The organism is Streptomyces sp. SP18BB07 (genome assembly GCF_036322545.1).
Classification (GTDB): domain Bacteria; phylum Actinomycetota; class Actinomycetes; order Streptomycetales; family Streptomycetaceae; genus Streptomyces; species Streptomyces deccanensis.
In genome coordinates, this window is sequence record NZ_JAQYWT010000341.1 from 18,544 (window position 1) to 34,496 (window position 15,953).

16 protein-coding genes are annotated in these 15,953 nt (G+C 71.4%); 9 read left to right on the forward strand and 7 right to left on the reverse strand.

Annotation, left to right across the window (positions count from 1 at the left end):
* Positions 1-123 precede the first annotated feature (123 nt).
* The 4 genes from PUR53_RS30305 to PUR53_RS30320 all read right to left on the reverse strand — a co-directional run bounded on the left by PUR53_RS30305 (position 124) and on the right by PUR53_RS30320 (position 4,123).
* Positions 124-1,227, reverse strand: a complete 1,104-nt coding sequence (locus tag PUR53_RS30305) for an acyl-CoA dehydrogenase family protein (protein WP_329897496.1) — start codon at positions 1,225-1,227, stop codon at positions 124-126.
* Positions 1,224-2,408, reverse strand: coding sequence for an acyl-CoA dehydrogenase family protein (locus tag PUR53_RS30310; protein WP_329897497.1), 1,185 nt, complete (start codon positions 2,406-2,408; stop codon positions 1,224-1,226). Before PUR53_RS30310 ends, PUR53_RS30305 begins: the two co-directional genes overlap by 4 nt.
* The gene (locus tag PUR53_RS30315; protein ID WP_329897498.1) at positions 2,405-3,382 is read right to left on the reverse strand and encodes an NADPH:quinone oxidoreductase family protein; all 978 of its coding nucleotides are present in this window, start codon (positions 3,380-3,382) and stop codon (positions 2,405-2,407) included. The genes PUR53_RS30310 and PUR53_RS30315 overlap by 4 nt, the downstream gene beginning before the upstream one ends.
* A gap of 144 nt (positions 3,383-3,526) precedes the next feature.
* Positions 3,527-4,123: a helix-turn-helix domain-containing protein gene (locus tag PUR53_RS30320; protein ID WP_329897499.1), complete on the reverse strand. Its 597-nt coding sequence runs from the start codon at positions 4,121-4,123 to the stop codon at positions 3,527-3,529.
* A gap of 78 nt (positions 4,124-4,201) precedes the next feature.
* Here PUR53_RS30320 and PUR53_RS30325 point away from each other — a divergent pair, with 78 nt between their 5' ends.
* The 5 genes from PUR53_RS30325 to PUR53_RS30345 all read left to right on the forward strand — a co-directional run bounded on the left by PUR53_RS30325 (position 4,202) and on the right by PUR53_RS30345 (position 8,995).
* A complete protein-coding gene (locus PUR53_RS30325) occupies positions 4,202-5,146 on the forward strand; it encodes an NAD(P)/FAD-dependent oxidoreductase (RefSeq protein ID WP_329910308.1) in 945 nt (314 codons plus the stop codon).
* Positions 5,147-5,282: 136 nt separating this feature from the next.
* Positions 5,283-6,821, forward strand: a complete 1,539-nt coding sequence (locus tag PUR53_RS30330; RefSeq protein WP_329910309.1) for an ATP-dependent DNA ligase — start codon at positions 5,283-5,285, stop codon at positions 6,819-6,821.
* Positions 6,818-7,285 carry an NUDIX domain-containing protein gene (locus PUR53_RS30335; RefSeq protein WP_217176587.1) on the forward strand — a complete coding sequence of 156 codons (468 nt, stop codon included), beginning with the start codon at positions 6,818-6,820 and terminating at the stop codon, positions 7,283-7,285. Before PUR53_RS30330 ends, PUR53_RS30335 begins: the two co-directional genes overlap by 4 nt.
* 65 nt (positions 7,286-7,350) lie before the next feature.
* Positions 7,351-8,736 (forward strand): NADP-dependent succinic semialdehyde dehydrogenase, encoded by a 1,386-nt coding sequence (locus tag PUR53_RS30340; RefSeq protein WP_329910310.1) that lies wholly within the window; start codon positions 7,351-7,353, stop codon positions 8,734-8,736.
* A gap of 25 nt (positions 8,737-8,761) precedes the next feature.
* A complete protein-coding gene (locus PUR53_RS30345) occupies positions 8,762-8,995 on the forward strand; it encodes a DUF6213 family protein (RefSeq protein ID WP_329897503.1) in 234 nt (77 codons plus the stop codon).
* Between the two features lie 274 nt (positions 8,996-9,269).
* On the opposite strand, the gene PUR53_RS30350 is transcribed toward PUR53_RS30345, so the two are convergent.
* On the reverse strand, positions 9,270-9,683 hold the full coding sequence (locus PUR53_RS30350; protein WP_329910311.1) for a hypothetical protein: 414 nt from the start codon (positions 9,681-9,683) through the stop codon (positions 9,270-9,272).
* A gap of 129 nt (positions 9,684-9,812) precedes the next feature.
* A complete protein-coding gene (locus tag PUR53_RS30355) occupies positions 9,813-11,039 on the reverse strand; it encodes an acyl-CoA dehydrogenase family protein (RefSeq protein ID WP_329897505.1) in 1,227 nt (408 codons plus the stop codon).
* A gap of 173 nt (positions 11,040-11,212) precedes the next feature.
* Between PUR53_RS30355 and PUR53_RS30360 the strand changes: the two genes are divergently transcribed.
* Positions 11,213-11,857: a TetR family transcriptional regulator gene (locus PUR53_RS30360; RefSeq protein WP_239752163.1), complete on the forward strand. Its 645-nt coding sequence runs from the start codon at positions 11,213-11,215 to the stop codon at positions 11,855-11,857.
* A gap of 96 nt (positions 11,858-11,953) precedes the next feature.
* On the opposite strand, the gene def is transcribed toward PUR53_RS30360, so the two are convergent.
* Positions 11,954-12,493, reverse strand: coding sequence for a peptide deformylase (gene def, locus PUR53_RS30365; RefSeq protein WP_329897506.1), 540 nt, complete (start codon positions 12,491-12,493; stop codon positions 11,954-11,956).
* 152 nt (positions 12,494-12,645) lie between these two features.
* On the opposite strand from def, the gene PUR53_RS30370 reads away from it, so the two are divergent.
* The 3 genes from PUR53_RS30370 to PUR53_RS30380 all read left to right on the forward strand — a co-directional run bounded on the left by PUR53_RS30370 (position 12,646) and on the right by PUR53_RS30380 (position 15,924).
* Positions 12,646-13,884 carry a Mur ligase family protein gene (locus PUR53_RS30370; RefSeq protein WP_005475362.1) on the forward strand — a complete coding sequence of 413 codons (1,239 nt, stop codon included), beginning with the start codon at positions 12,646-12,648 and terminating at the stop codon, positions 13,882-13,884.
* A 38-nt stretch (positions 13,885-13,922) separates the two neighbouring features.
* Positions 13,923-14,654, forward strand: coding sequence for a type 1 glutamine amidotransferase (locus PUR53_RS30375; protein ID WP_220650223.1), 732 nt, complete (start codon positions 13,923-13,925; stop codon positions 14,652-14,654).
* A 244-nt stretch (positions 14,655-14,898) separates the two neighbouring features.
* Complete coding sequence (locus PUR53_RS30380) at positions 14,899-15,924, forward strand: 6-phosphofructokinase (RefSeq protein WP_329910312.1); 1,026 nt, start codon at positions 14,899-14,901, stop codon at positions 15,922-15,924.
* The last annotated feature ends 29 nt before the right edge of the window (positions 15,925-15,953 follow it).

A 15,953-nucleotide genomic window follows, 5' to 3' on the forward strand; every position in this document is an offset into this window, starting at 1 on the left:
CCGTGCGGGGAGTTGGCCGGACAGCCGTCGTGCGTTCACCCGTGTTCACCGGGGCCGCCGGGCGCACACGGAAAAGCCCGCCCCAGGTGGGGCGGGCTTCCCTCGCTCTTCTTCCGGTGTACGTCAGGGGGCCTGGAGGTCGACCAGTTCGGCCAGGGCGGCCCGGTGGGCGCCCGCCGTGCCGTACGCGATCGAGTCGGCCTTCGCCCGCTTCAGATACAGGTGGACCGGGTGTTCCCAGGTCATGCCGATCCCGCCGTGGAGTTGCAGCGCCTCCTCGGCCGCGTGGACGGCCACGGGCGCCGCGAAGGCCTGGGCGACGGCCACCGCGAGGTCGGCGTCGTCGCCGCCGGTGGCGAGCTGGTCGGCCGCGTTCCGGGCGGCGGCCCGCAGGTTGACGACCTCCAGCCACAGTTGCGCGAGGCGGTGCTTGAGCGCCTGGAAGCCGCCGACGGGCCGGTTGAACTGCTTGCGTTCCTTGAGGTAGCGGACCGTCTCGGTCAACGTCCACTCCGCGAGGCCGAGTTGCTCGGAGGCCAGCAGACCGGCTCCGGCACGCAGGGCGCGGCGTACGGCGGGCTCGGCGTCCCCGAGGAGGCGGCCCGGCGCCCCGTCGAGCGTGACCTTCGCCAGTGGCCGGGTCAGGTCCAGGGACACCTGCGGGGTGACGGTCACGGCGGAGGCGTCCACCGCGTAGAGGCCGCCGTCGTCGGCGGGCACCAGCAGCACATCGGCGACGGCCGCGTCCGCGATGCCGGTCAACTCCCCGTGCAGGGCGCCGTCCTCGAACCGTACGACCTTGTAGGCGGTCCCCGCGGAGACGTTCAGGGCGACGGCCAGGGCACCGATCCTGCGCCCCGACGCCAGGTCGGCGAGCAGCTCACCGGCGTCGGCGGCCAGCAGCGCCTCCGTGGCGACGACGGCGCTGGTGAGGTACGGAACGGGGGCGACGGACCGCCCCAACTCCTCCAGGACGACGGCGGCTTCGCGATGCGTGGCGCCCTGGCCGCCCAGTTCCTCGGGGACGAGCAGCCCGGCGAGGCCCATGCCGTCGGCGAGCAGCTTCCACAGTTCACGGTCGTGCGGGGCGTCCGACTCGACGCGGGCGATGACACCGGCCGCGTCGCAGTGGTCGGTCAGCAGGTCGCGGACGGCGGCGCGGAGGGCCTCCTCGTCCTCCGAGTACAGCAGGTCGGGCTCGGCGCGCCGGTTCGGCTGGGTGCTCATCGGGCGAGGTCCTTCCACGCGACGTCCTTGTCGGTGCGCGGCTCGCCGGGCAGGCCCAGGACGCGCTCGGCGACGATGTTCAGCAGGACCTCGGTGGTCCCGCCCTCGATGCTGTTGCCCTTGGAGCGGAGGTAGCGGTAGCCGGCGTCGCGGCCGACGAAGTCGACCAGTTCGGGCCGGCGCATGGTCCAGTCGTCGTACAACAGGCCTTCCTCGCCCTGGAGTTCGACCTCCAGGCCGCTGATCTCCTGGTTGAGGCGGGCGAAGGCGAGCTTCATGCCGGCGCCCTCGGGGCCGGGCTGTCCGGCGACGAGCTGCTGGCGCAGCCGTTCGGCGGTGAGCCGGGCGGCCTCGGCCTCGACCCAGAGCTTCAGCAGCCGCTGGTGGAGGTCGTGGGTGCGCAGCTCCGGACGCTCGCGCCAGGTCCTGGCGACCGGGCCGATCATGCCGCCCTCGCGGGGCAGCCGCATGCCGCCGATGGCGACGCGTTCGTTGTTGAGGGTGGTCTGCGCGACCTTCCAGCCGTCACCGACGTCACCGAGACGACGGGCGTCCGGGATCCGTACGTCGGTGATGAACACCTCGTTGAACTCGGCCTCGCCGGTGACCTGCCGCAGCGGCCTGACCTCGACACCGGGGTCGGTCATGTCGCAGATGAAGTAGGTGATGCCCCGGTGCTTGGGCACGTCCGGGTCGGTGCGGGCGATGAGGATGGCCCAGCGGGCGACGTGGGCGCTGGACGTCCACACCTTCTGCCCGTTGACCATCCAGTCGCCGTCGCCCTCCCGGACGGCCCGGGTGCCGAGGGCGGCGAGGTCGGAACCGGCGCCGGGCTCGCTGAAGAGCTGGCACCAGACCTCCTCACCGGTCCACAGCGGCCGCAGATACCGCCGCTTCTGCTCCTCGGTGCCGTAGGCGAGGATCGTCGGCGCGGCCATGCCGAGGCCGATGCCGATCCGACGCGGATCGTTGTCGGGGGCGCCCTCCGCCTCCAGGTCGGCATCCACCACGGCCTGGAGGGAGCGCGGGGCGCCGAGGCCGCCGAGGCCCTCGGGGTAGTGCACCCAGGCGAGCCCGGCGTCGAAGCGGGCCCTCAGGAAGTCCAGCTTGTCGGTGGTGGCGGGCGGGTGGGCGGCCAGCAACTCGGCCGTGCGGCGCCTGAGGTCGGCTGCGTCGGTCATGCGGCGGCTCCGTTCTCCAGCGAGGGCACCACGACGACCCGGCCCGTGGTCACGCCGTCGGCGACGCGCTGCACGGCGGCGGCCGCCCCGTCGAGCGGTGCGCGCTCGCTCACCAGCGGCTTGACGACGCCCCGGGCCGCCAGCTCGGTGAGCTGCTCGTGGCAGTGCTGGACCAGCTTCGGGTTCTTGGTGTTGTACAGGCCCCAGTGCAGGCCGAGGATCGAGTAGTTCTTGACGAGGGCGTGGTTGAGGCCGGGGCTGGGGATCGTCCCGCTGGCGAAGCCGACGACCACGATGCGCCCCTCGAAGGCGACGACCTTGGTCGACTGCGTGTAGGCCTCGCCGCCCACGGGGTCGTAGATCACATCCGCGCCCCGGCCTCCGGTGGCTTCCTTCACGGCGGAGACGACGTCCTCGCTCCGCCGGTCGATCACCACGTCACAGCCCAGCTCCCGGGCCACGGCGGCCTTGTCGGCGCCGCCCACGACACCGATGACCGTCGCTCCGGCCGCTTTGCCGAGCTGCACCGCCGCGCTGCCGACCCCTCCGGCGGCAGCGTGGACGAGGAGGGTCTCCCCCGCTTCGAGGCGGGCCCGGCGGTGGAGGCCGAACCATCCGGTCTGGTAGCCGATGTGCAGGGCCGAGGCCTCGGCGTCGTCCAGCGACTCGGGCGCGGGCAGCAGGGCGGCGGCGTCGGCGACCGCGTACTCGGCGAGACCGCCGTACGGCAGCGCCGGGTTGGCGAGGACCCGGCGGCCGTCCTCCGTCTCCCCGCAGATCTCCACGCCCGGGGTGAACGGCAGCGGCGGCCGGACCTGGTAGTGCCCCCGGCACATCAGCACATCGGGGAAGTTGATGTTCGCGGCGCGCACCTTCAGCAGGACCTGGCCGTCACCGGGCGTGGGGCGCTCCACGTCCTGGAGCCGCATCACCTCGCGCGGCTCGCCGTTCTCGTGCACTTGCCATGCCTGCATGCGGTGCCTCCACGGACTGCTTCGGACTGCTTCGTCGGCCCGGGGGCCGACTGCCGCATGCATACTAAGCGGTCGCTTGCTCTCCGGGGAACAGCCGGGAACGAGTAGCGTGCGTCACCACCGCGCGCCTCACGGCCGCGTACGTCACGACCGTGCCGGCCGGGCCCGCACATGCATCCGCTCCCCCTGCGGCCCGAACAGACTGAGGAACTCCACCGGCCCCTCCCCCGTCGACCCGAACCAGTGCGGCACGCGGGTGTCGAACTCGGCGGCCTCCCCGGCCACCATCACCACATCATGTTCGCCGAGCACGACGCGGAGTTTTCCGGACATCACATAAAGCCACTCGTAGCCCTCGTGACTGCGCGGCTCCGGCTCCTGCTTCGACTGGGGCACCAGCACCTTGAAGGCCTGGAGGCCGCCCGGCTGACGGGTGAGCGGCCAGTACGTCCGCCCGTGCCGCTGGATCGGCTTCGACCGCACCCGGGGGTCGCCCACCGGCGGCTCCCCGATCAGCTCGTCCAGGGGCACCTGGTGGGCCCGTGCGATCGGCAGCAGCAACTCCAGGCTGGGCTTGCGCAGCCCCGACTCCAGCCGCGACAGCGTGCTCACCGAGATCCCGGTCGCCTGGGACAGCCCGGCGAGCGTCGCCTCCCGCTCCTTGCGGATCCGCCGCAGCCGCGGCCCCACCCCGGCGAGCACCTCGTCCGTGCCGCCCGTCTCCTCACCCGTGTCACTCATCCCGTCATTGCAGTTTCGGCAAAGGCATTTGTCAATACGGCAGCGTTCACGCGACCGTCGGTCGTGGAGGTGGTCACCATGACCGAGCAGTACGAATCGACCGAGCAGTACGAAGTGATCGTCATCGGCGGCGGCGCGGCAGGGCTCTCCGCCGCCCTGGTCCTGGGCCGGTCCCGGCGCCGCACCCTTGTCGTCGACGCGGGCGAGCCCCGCAACGCGCCCGCCGCGCACATGCAGGGCTTCCTGTCGCGGGACGGCATGTCCCCGGCGGAGTTCCTTGGCGTCGGCCGTGCGGAGATCACCCGCTACGGCGTGGAACTGGTCCGGGGCCGGGCGGTCGACGTGACCCGGGAGGACGACGGCCGGCACCTCACCGTCGCCCTCGCGGACGGCCGGACCGTGCGCGCCCGTCGCCTGGTCGTCGCCACCGGCCTGAAGGACGAACTCCCGGCCGTCCCCGGCGTCGCCGAACGCTTCGGCCGGGACGTCCTCCACTGCCCCTACTGCCACGGCTGGGAGGTCCGCGACCAGCCCTTCGGCGTGCTCGCGACGTCCCCGCTGAGCGTCCACCAGGCCCTGATCGTCTCCCAGTGGTCCAAGGACGTGACCCTGTTCCTGCACGAGGTCCCCGAGAGCGACCTCTCCGACGACGACCTGCGCCGCCTCGCGGCAGCCGGGGTCTCGGTCGTCCCCGGCGAGGTCGCGGGCCTGACGGTGGAGGACGACCGTCTCACCGGCGTGAGGCTCGCCGACGGCACGACCCACGCCCGCTCGGTGCTCTTCACCGCGCCCCGGCCCCTCCCGCAGACCGGCCTGCTGGAGAAACTGGGCGCCGACCTGCACGAGACCCCCTTCGGCGCCTACCCCGTCATCGACCCGACCGGCCGGACCACGGTCCCCGAGGTCTGGGCCGCAGGCAACGCGATGGGCTTCTCCGAACAAGTGATCAACGCAGCCTCCTCGGGCTACCGAGCGGGCGCCACGATCAACGGAGACCTCCTGATGACGGACCTGGACACCTGAAGGGGCGCGGGGCTGTGCTGAATATGCGGCTACCGCCGCGTGGGCGCGACAAGCCACGACCCACCCGCACCCGCCGACGAACCCCGCACCCCCACCCCAATAGGCGCCCGGCGAAACTCCGTAGGACCATGGCTCCATGCTCTTCGCCCGGCTCGCCCGCGTGTCGCAAGAGATCGCCGCCACCTCGGCCCGGTCCCGCAAGACCACCCTGCTCGCCGAACTCTTCCGGGACGCCGACGCGGCGGACGTGCCGATCGTCATCCCGTACCTCGCGGGCCGACTGCCCCAGGGCAGACTCGGTATCGGCTGGAAGGTCCTGGACCAGCAGATCCCGCCGGCCGGCACCCCCACCCTCACGGTCCGCGAGGTCGACGCCCGGCTGACGGTGATCGGCGCGGTCACCGGCACCGGTTCGCAGGCCGAACGAAGGCGCCTGGTCGGCGAGTTGCTGGCCGCGGCCACCGAGGTCGAGCAGCGCTACCTGTTCGGCCTGCTCACCGGGGAGGTCCGCCAGGGCGCCCTGGACGCCCTGGCCGTGGAGGGGCTGGCCGGCGCCACCGGCGCCCCCGCCACCGACGTACGGCGGGCGGTGATGCTGGCCGGCTCGCTCCAGACCGTGGCCCAGGCCCTGCTGGCGGAGGGCGCGTTGGCGCTCGACGCGTTCCGGCTCACCGTGGGGCGGCCCGTCCAGCCGATGCTGGCGCACAGCGCGTCCTCCGTCGCGGAGGCCGTGGCCAAGCTGGGCGTGTGCGCGGTCGAGGAGAAGCTCGACGGCATCCGCGTCCAGGTCCACCGCGACGGCGACCACGTGCGCCTCTACACCCGCACCCTGGACGACATCACCGACCGACTGCCCGAACTCACCGCGGCCGCACTGGAGTTGCGGGGCGAACGGTTCATCCTCGACGGAGAGGTGATCGCGTTCGACGAGACCGGCCGCCCCCGCTCCTTCCAGGAGACCGCCGGACGGGTCGGCTCCCGACTGGACGTGGCGACGGCCGCCGCACAGGTCCCCGTCTCGCCGGTCTTCTTCGACGCCCTGTCCGTGGACGGGCAGGACCTCCTCGACCTGCCCTTCACCGCCCGCCACACCGAACTGACCCGTCTCGTCCCCGAGCCGATGCGCGTCCGCCGCACCCTGGTGAACGGCCCCGGCGACCTCGCCGAGGCGGAGGACTTCCTCGCCGCCACCCTGGAACGCGGCCACGAGGGCGTCGTGCTGAAGGCCCTCGACGCCCCCTACAGCGCGGGCAGGCGCGGGGCGTCCTGGCTGAAGGTCAAGCCCGTGCACACCCTCGATCTGGTGGTCCTGGCCGCCGAGTGGGGGCACGGCCGCCGCACCGGCAGGCTCTCCAACCTCCATCTCGGCGCCCGCACCGCCGACGGCTCCTTCGCCATGCTCGGCAAGACCTTCAAGGGCATGACCGACGCCCTGCTGGCCTGGCAGACCGAACGACTGACGGAGCTGGCCGTGGAGGAGCACCGGTGGGGCGTGACCGTGCGCCCCGAACTCGTCGTCGAGATCGCCTACGACGGCCTGCAGCGTTCCACCCGCTACCCGGCCGGCGTCACCCTCCGCTTCGCCCGTGTGATCCGGTACCGCGAGGACAAGACCCCCGCCGAAGCCGATACGGTCGAGGCCCTGCTCGCCGCACACCCCGAGGTGACCCGTTGACCACACCCAAGCGCAGTGCCGGCCTGCTGCTCCACCGCCGCACCGAGCACGGCGTCGAGGTGCTGCTCGGCCATATGGGCGGCCCGTTCTTCGCGCACAAGGACGCGGGGGCGTGGAGCGTGCCCAAGGGCGAGTACGAGCCGGACGAGCCCGCCTGGGACGCGGCCCGCCGGGAGTTCCAGGAGGAACTGGGGCTGACGCCGCCCGACGGGGAGGCCGTACCGCTGGGCGAGGTCCAGCAGAAGAACGGCAAGATCGTCACGGCCTGGGCGATCGAGGCGGACCTCGACCCGGCGACCGTCGTCCCGGGCACCTTCCGTATGGAGTGGCCGCCGAGGTCAGGGCAGCTCCAGGAGTTCCCGGAGCTGGACCGCGTGGAGTGGCTCACCGTCGAGCGGGCGCGGGCCGTGATCGTCCCGGCGCAGGCGGAGTTTCTCGACCGTCTCCTGGAGCACTCGGACTGAGTCCGCGTTGCGGCGTGCGCCGTCGCGCGGGAAGGTCGAAAGACAGCCCACGCAGGAGGCCAGCCATGCCCATCGCCACGGTCAACCCGGCGAACGGCGAGACCCTGAAGACGTACGACGCCCTGGGCGAGGAGGAGATCGAACACCGCCTCGCCACCGCCGACGCCACGTTCCGCACCTACCGAACCACCTCCTTCGCGGAACGCGCCCGGCTGCTGCGCCGGGCCGCCGACCTCCTCGACGAGGACGCCGAGGACGTCGCCCGGGTGATGACCACGGAGATGGGCAAGCCCGTCAAGCAGGCCCGCGCCGAAGCCGCCAAGTGCGCGAAGGCGATGCGCTGGTACGCCGACCACGCCGAGGTGCTGCTCACCGACGTGGAGCCGTCCGACGCGGACGTGAAGGACTCGGGCGCCTCCCGGGTCCTGGTCCGCTACCGGCCGCTCGGCCCGGTGCTCGCCGTGATGCCGTGGAACTTCCCGCTCTGGCAGGTGATCCGCTTCGCCGCGCCCGCCCTGATGGCCGGCAACGTGGGTCTGCTGAAGCACGCGTCCAACGTCCCGCAGACCGCGCTCTACCTGGAGGACCTCTTCCGCCGGGCGGGCTTCCCCGAGGGCTGCTTCCAGACCCTGCTCGTCGGCTCCGGCGCCATCGAGGACATCCTGCGCGACCCGCGCGTGAAGGCCGCCACCCTCACCGGCAGCGAGCCCGCGGGCCGGGCCGTCGCCTCGGTCGCCGGGGACGAGGTCAAGAAGACCGTCCTGGAACTGGGCGGCAGCGACCCGTACGTGGTGATGCCGTCCGCCGACGTCGAGAAGGCGGCGCAGACCGCCGTGACGGCCCGGGTGCAGAACACCGGCCAGTCGTGCATCGCCGCCAAGCGGTTCATCGTCCACGCCGACGTGTACGACGCCTTCACCGAGCGGTTCGTCGAGGCGATGCAGGCGTTGAAGGTCGGCGACCCGCTGGACGAGGACACCGACGTCGGCCCGCTCTCCAGCGAGCGGGGCCGCGAGGACCTGGAGGAGCTGGTCGACGAGGCCGTGGAGAGCGGCGCCACCGTCCTGTGCGGCGCCGAACGGCCCGACGGGCCCGGCTGGTTCTACCCGCCGACCGTCCTCGCCGACATCACCCCCGAGATGCGGGTCCACCAGGAGGAGACGTTCGGTCCCGTCGCCACGCTGTACCGGGTCTCCGACCTCGACGAAGCGATCGCGATCGCCAACGACACGCCCTTCGGGCTCAGCTCCAACGTGTGGACCCGGGACACCGCCGAGGTCGACCGCTTCGTGCGGGACCTCGACGCCGGCGCGGTCTACGTCAACGGGATGACCGCCTCCCACCCGGCGTTCCCGTTCGGTGGGGTCAAGCGGTCCGGATACGGGCGTGAGCTGTCCGGACACGGAATCCGGGAGTTCTGCAACATCACCACGGTATGGCACGGGGCGTGAGCGTTCCGCGGCTACCATCCCCGTTGTGAACCGCGAAGTGACTCTGCCTCTGATCGTCGACGACCGCGGGACCCTACAGGTGTCTGCGGCCGATGTGAGCAAGCTGCTGCGGACGGTGGGCGGGCGCTGGCTGCACCTGGTCGAGGCGGGTGAGGAACTCGACGAGGACACGGTGGCGACACTGACGATCGAACTGGCGAAGCTGGCGGACCGGATCGACGTGGCGTGCATCGCGCACAGCAGCGGGGCCGCACAGTGACGGCCCCGCACCGCGTTCGGCGTTCAGGAGTGCTGCAACGTGGTCCAGAACATCGACTCTTGACATCCTCACCTGCGCGAACGTAGGCGATTCCGGTCAGCACCGCTACGCGGTGCTCCCTCGGGTTCCTGCTTCATCGGCCCCTGCCACCCGAGGGTGGTCTGACAAGGTCTCCACAGGCTTGACGTCCCGCCAGTCCGGCGGTAGGTCCGCCAACCACGTTGGCGGACAAGGCGACTTTAGCCGGTCCCCGGGCCGCTCGGCCCAGGATGCCCTACGCCTCCACCCTGAAGGGTGGAGTCCTGGGCGAGTGTTTGGTAGCTCTGCAGAGATCGACCGAATGCGTGCGCCCGTTTTCTCGCTGCTCCGCCCGGTGTCCCACCCCGCCTGCACCGCCGCCTCGACCGCTCCTGCGGTTCCGGTGCCGCCCCGCCGCCACCGCCTCCCCCTCCGCGAGCATCTCGAAGAAGGGGACGGCGGCCGGCTCCTCGACCGCCGACCGCTCAGCCAGGTGGCGGAAGGAGCGCAGGTCCGCGGCGATGACGAGCCGCTGCTCCAGCCCCAGCACGGCAAGCGTGCCGAGCCCGGCCGCACCGGAGGCGATCAGGGGCAGCAGGGGGTTGGCATCGGGGTCGGGGGCGAGCCGCGCGGCGGTGGCTTCCAGCACTTCTCCGGCCGTACGCGTCATCGAGCACTCCCGTCGGGTTGATGTGTCGTCACCGCTGTGCGACAACCGCGCCCGCCCAGGGGCGCGGGGAACTGCGCGAGCAACCACGAATCACCCGCAGCCCGACCGACACAGTCACACCCCGCGGCGCTACCGGATCGGCATCCCCGACAAGGTCCGGGCGATCACCAGCCGCTGCACCTCACTCGTACCCTCGAAGATGGTGTAAATAGCCGCATCCCGGTGCATCCGCTCGACCGGGTACTCCCTCGTGTACCCGTTGCCGCCCAGGATCTGAATGGCCTGCGCCGTGACCTTCTTCGCCGTCTCGCTCGCGAACAGCTTCGACTGGGACCCCTCGGCCGCCGTGAACTGCTTGCCGTTGATCGCCATCCAGGACGCCCGCCACACCAGCAGCCGCGCCGCGTCGACGGAGGTCCGCATGTCCGCGAGCTGGAAGGCGACGCCCTGGTTGTCGATGATGGGCCGGCCGAACTGCTCGCGGGTCTTGGCGTAGTCGAGGGCGACCTCGTACGCGGCACGGGCGGTGCCCACGGCCATGGCACCGACGGCCGGGCGGGACGCCTCGAACGTGGCCATCGCCGCGTTCTTCACACGCTCGCCGCCGGCCTTGGCCCGCTCACGGGCCCGCGCCAGGCGCTCGTCGAGCTTCTCCTTCCCGCCGAGGAGGCAGGAACCGGGGATCCGTACGTCCTCCAGGACGACCTCGGCAGTGTGGGAGGCGCGGATGCCGTGCTTCTTGAACTTCTGCCCCTGGGACAGACCGGGCGTGTTCGGCGGGACGATGAAGGACGCGTGGCCCTTGGAGCCGAGCTCGGGGTCGACGACGGCGACGACGACGTGGACGTTGGCGATGCCGCCGTTGGTCGCCCAGGTCTTGGTGCCGTTGAGGACCCACTCGTCCTTGGCCTCGTCGTACACCGCGCGGGTGCGCATGGAGGCGACGTCGGAACCGGCGTCGGGCTCGGAGGAGCAGAACGCGGCGACCTTGACGTCGTTCGCGTCGCCGTACATCTGGGGGATCCAGGTGCCGATCTGCTCCTCGGTGCCGTTGGCGAGGACGCCCACGGCGGCGAGGCCGGTGCCGACGATGGACAGGGCGATGCCCGCGTCGCCCCAGAACAGTTCCTCCATGGCCATGGGGATGCCGAGGCCGGTGGGGTCGAAGTACTGCTGGGCGTAGAAGTCGAGGGAGTAGATGCCGACCTTGGCGGCCTCCTGGATCACCGGCCAGGGGGTCTCCTCGCGCTCGTCCCACTCGGCGGCCGCGGGGCGGATCACATCGGCGGCGAATCCGTGGAGCCAGTCGCGGACCTCTCGCTGTTCCTCGTTGAGTTCCATGGTGAACTCGGCCATGACGCGCCTCCAGCACTGCACTAAGATGTTACCTGCGGTAACTGGAGTCTGTTACCGGTCGGTAGGAAAAGTCAACTCCCGGGGCGGGCTCGGTAGCCCGTTCGATCCGGTCGTGTCAATCAGTGTTAGTTTGCGCAGGGCGTCACTGTCATCAGTATGTGGGGGAGAGACTCATGGACACCACGCAGCGGACCGACCAGGAGCGGTCCGCCGACCGCCGTCGGCGCGAGCTGCTGGAGGCCGCGGACCGAGTCGTGCTCCGCGACGGCCCCGGAGCGTCGATGAACGCCATCGCCGCCGAGGCCGGCATCACCAAGCCGATTCTGTACCGCCACTTCGGCGACAAGGGCGGACTCTACGCCGCCCTCGCCCAGCGTCACACCGACGCCCTCCTCGACTCCCTGCGGGCCGCGCTGGACGCCCCGGCGGAGCGCCGCGAACGCGTCGAGGCGACCCTCGACACCTATCTGGCGGCCATCGAGGCCCGCCCCCAGGTGTACCGCTTCCTCATGCACCCCGCCGAGGGCGGCCAGCCCGGCGACCAGGGCTTCGACGTCGGCAAGCACTCGGCCCCCCTCCTGCGCCGCATGGGCGAGGAGCTCGGCACGGTCATAGAGGACCGACTCGACCTCGGCCCCGACAGCCGCCAACTGGCACGTGTATGGGGCCACGGCATCGTCGGCATGATGCACGCGGCGGGCGACTGGTGGCTCGGCGAACAACCCCTCACCCGGGCCGAATTGGTCCGCAGCCTCGCAGACCTCCTCTGGGGCCGCCTGGCAGCGGCGGGCGACAAGGTCGGCGGCCCGGGGTTCTAGAGGGTTCCCTGTCGGCGGGGCCAGGGATCAGCGCCCCTGAAAGGGGCGCGGGGAACTGCGCGAGAAGCCCCACCGAACCCGCACCCGCCGACGAACTCACGCCCCCCACGACGCCCGGGCGACCTTCCTCATCACCCGAGATCGTCTCCACCCCGACAGCCGGTCCACATACACCCGGCCCTCAAGATGATCACACTCGTGCTGCAGGCACCGCGCGAAGAACCCGCTCCCCGACACCCGCACCCGATCCCCGTCCACCGTGAACCCCTCCACCACGGCCTCGTCGTACCGCTCCACCCCCGCCTCCAGCCCCGGCAGCGACAGGCACCCCTCGGGCCCCCGCAGCACGATCCCCTCCGCCGAGACCAGCCTCGGGTTCACGACATGGCCGAGATGACGCACATCGTCGTCGTCCGGGCAGTCGTACACGAACACCCGAAGCCCCCGGCCCACCTGGTTCGCGGCGAGCCCCACCCCCCGCGCGTCGTACATCGTCGCGAACATGTCCTCCACAAGCCGCACCAGTTCGGGCCCGAACTCCGTGACCTCTTCACAGGGCGCCTGCAATACGGGGTCCCCGAGCAGTGTCATGGGGAGAACGCGCCCTCGGGCGCCGGGAATCGAGCCGCTTCGCATGGCCGCAAGGGTACGTTCGGACCCGATATCGCCGCTCCGGCCAGGGCAACGGCCCGGTCGAGATTCGGGCGAGTGAGTGGATCTCGATAGGCTTTGGTCCACACGTTGCCGGGACTGGGCGCGGCGCTGTACGCAAGGAGGATCGAGAACTGATGGCAGGCAACTCGGACCCGCTCACGCCGCGGGCCAAGCTGGCCGTGACGGCGGGCAAGGCGGTCGCGGCGGCATCGCGTGCCGCGGGGCGCGGTAGCGGATCTGTGATCGGCGGCCGGGTGGCACTGAAACTCGACCCCGACCTCCTCGCCCGGCTCGCACAGAGCCTGGACGTCGTCCTGGTCTCCGCCACCAACGGCAAGACCACCACGACCCGGCTGATCGCCGAGGCGCTGCGGGCCGCGGGCCCCGTCGTCTCGAACGCGCTCGGCGCCAACATGCCCGCGGGCATCACCTCGGCCCTCGCCGGGAACTCGGACGCCAAGTTCGCGGTGATCGAGGTCGACGAGAAGTACCTCGCCGGTGTCGCGCGGGACACCGACCCCAAGTGCATCGCACTGCTCAACCTCTCCCGCGACCAGCTCGACCGCGCCGCCGAGACCCGCATGATGGCGGAGGCGTGGCGGGAGGGCCTGGCCGGCACCAAGGCCGTCGTCGTGGCCAACTGCGACGACCCGCTGATCGTGTGGGCGGCCTCGTCGTCCCCGAACGTGATCTGGGTCGCGGTCGGCCAGATGTGGAAGGACGACGCCTGGTCCTGCCCGTCCTGCGGCGGTGTGATGCAGCGCCCCGGCGACGACTGGTTCTGCGGCGAGTGCGGTTTCCGCCGCCCCACCCCGAGCTGGGCGCTCTCCGGCGACCACGTCCTCGACCCGCACGGTTCGGCCTGGCCGATCCATCTGCAGCTGCCGGGTCGCGCCAACAAGGCCAACGCCGCCTCGTCGGCGGCCACCGCCGCCGTCTTCGGTGTGCCGCCGCAGGTCGCCCTGGAACGCATGTACCAGGTTCAGGCGGTCGCCGGACGGTACGACGTGGTCCAGTTCATGCAGCGTGACCTGCGGCTGCTGCTCGCCAAGAACCCGGCGGGCTGGCTGGAGACGTTCTCGCTGATCGACCCGCCGCCGTCGCCGGTGATCCTGTCGGTGAACGCGCGCGGCGCCGACGGCACCGACACCTCCTGGCTGTGGGACGTGGACTACACCCGGCTCACCGGCCACCCGATCTTCGTGCTCGGTGACCGCAAGCTGGACCTCGCGGTGCGTCTGGAAGTCGCCAATCAGCACTTCCAGGTCTGCGACACCCTCGACCAGGCGGTGCAGATGTGCCCGCCCGGTCGGATCGAGGTCATCGCGAACTACACCGCGTTCCAGGACCTGCGCCGTCGCGTGGGCAACTGAGCATCCGACCACATACGACTCTGAGGGGCACTGACTTCATGAGTGACAACAGCCTGCGGATCGTCTGGGTCTACCCGGACCTGCTCAGCACGTACGGCGACCAGGGCAACGTCCTCGTCGTCGAGCGCCGGGCGCGCCAGCGCGGCCTGGACGTGGCCCGGCTGGACGTGCGCAGCGACCAGCCGATCCCGACCTCCGGCGACATCTATCTGATCGGCGGCGGCGAGGACCGTCCGCAGCGGCTGGCCGCCGAGCGGCTGCGCCGCGACCGGCACCTGTACCAGGCGGTGAACAACGGCGCGATCGTCTTCGCGGTCTGCGCCGGCTACCAGATCCTCGGCCACGAGTTCGTCAACGACCTCGGCCAGCGCGAGCCCGGCCTCGGTCTGCTCGACGTGACGACGACCCGGGGCGAGGGCGAGCGGTGCGTCGGCGACGTCCTCGCGGACATCGACCCGCGCCTCGGGCTGCCGCAGCTGACCGGGTTCGAGAACCACCAGGGCGTCACCCACCTCGGCCCCACCGCCCGCCCGCTGGCGCAGGTGCGGCTCGGCAAGGGCAACGGCACGGGCGACGGTACGGAGGGCGCGTACAACGACACCGTGTTCGGTACGTACATGCACGGGCCGGTGCTGGCGCGGAACCCGCAGATCGCGGACCTGCTGCTGAAGCTGGCACTGGATGTGAACGCGCTGCCGCCGACCGACGACCGCTGGTTCGAGGCGCTGCGCGACGAGCGGATCTCGGCGGCCCAGCAGCAGCCCGCGTAACGCGTCCGGCAGGGGGCCCGGGCACCTGAGAAACGGTTCTTCAGTGCCCGTACGACAGCCCATCCGTAGTGGCTCTCGCTCACCTGTGAAAGCCCGTCTGACCAGGCCTCCGCTCACCTGTGCGGGGCCGTCCAGCAGGCGGACGCCCGCTACGGCCCCGCCCCCTGCCGCCGGTAGGGTGGCGGGGATTCCAGCCGGACAACGTGGTCCGGTCCCCGGCCCACGTCGAGAAGGTATTCGGGCTATGCGCATTGGTGTCCTCACGTCCGGCGGCGACTGTCCTGGACTGAACGCCGTCATCCGGTCCGTCGTGCACCGCGCCGTCGTCGACCACGGCGACGAGGTCATCGGCTTCCGGGACGGCTGGAAAGGTCTCCTGGACTGCGACTACCTCAAGCTCGACCTGGACTCCGTGGCCGGCATCCTGGCCCGCGGCGGCACGATCCTCGGATCCTCCCGGGTCCAGCCCTCGCATCTGCGCGACGGCGTGGAGCGGGCCAAGGGCCATGTCGAGGAGCTGGGTCTCGACGCGATCATCCCCATCGGCGGTGAGGGCACGCTCAAGGCGGCCCGGCTGATGTCCGACAGCAGCCTGCCGGTCGTGGGCGTGCCGAAGACCATCGACAACGACATCGCGGTCACGGACGTCACGTTCGGCTTCGACACGGCCGTGGGGGTCGCCACGGAGGCGCTGGACCGGCTGAAGACCACCGCCGAGTCCCACCAGCGGGTGCTGGTCGTGGAGGTCATGGGCCGCCACACCGGCTGGATCGCGCTCCACTCCGGCATGGCGGCCGGCGCGCACGCCATCGTCGTACCGGAACGGCCCTTCGACATCGAGGAGTTGACCTCGAAGGTCGCCGAGCGGTTCTCGGCGGGCAAGCGGTTCGCGATCGTCGTCGCCGCGGAGGGGGCCAAGCCGAAGGCCGGGTCGATGGAGTTCGACGAGGGCGGCAAGGACATCTACGGGCACGAGCGGTTCGCGGGGATCGCGCGGCAGCTGTCGATCGAGCTGGAGCAGCGCCTCGGGAAGGAGGCGCGGCCGGTGATCCTCGGGCATGTGCAGCGGGGCGGTACGCCGACCGCGTACGACCGGGTGCTGGCGACCCGGTTCGGGTGGCACGCGGTGGAGGCCGTGCACCGGGGTGAGTTCGGACACATGACCGCGCTGCGGGGGACCGACATCGTGATGGTGCCGCTCGCCGAGGCGGTGGAGACGTTGAAGACGGTGCCGTCGGAGCGGTACGCGGAAGCGGAGTGCGTGCTTTAGCTCTGTGGGCGAGTGCGGGTGGTTCGTGG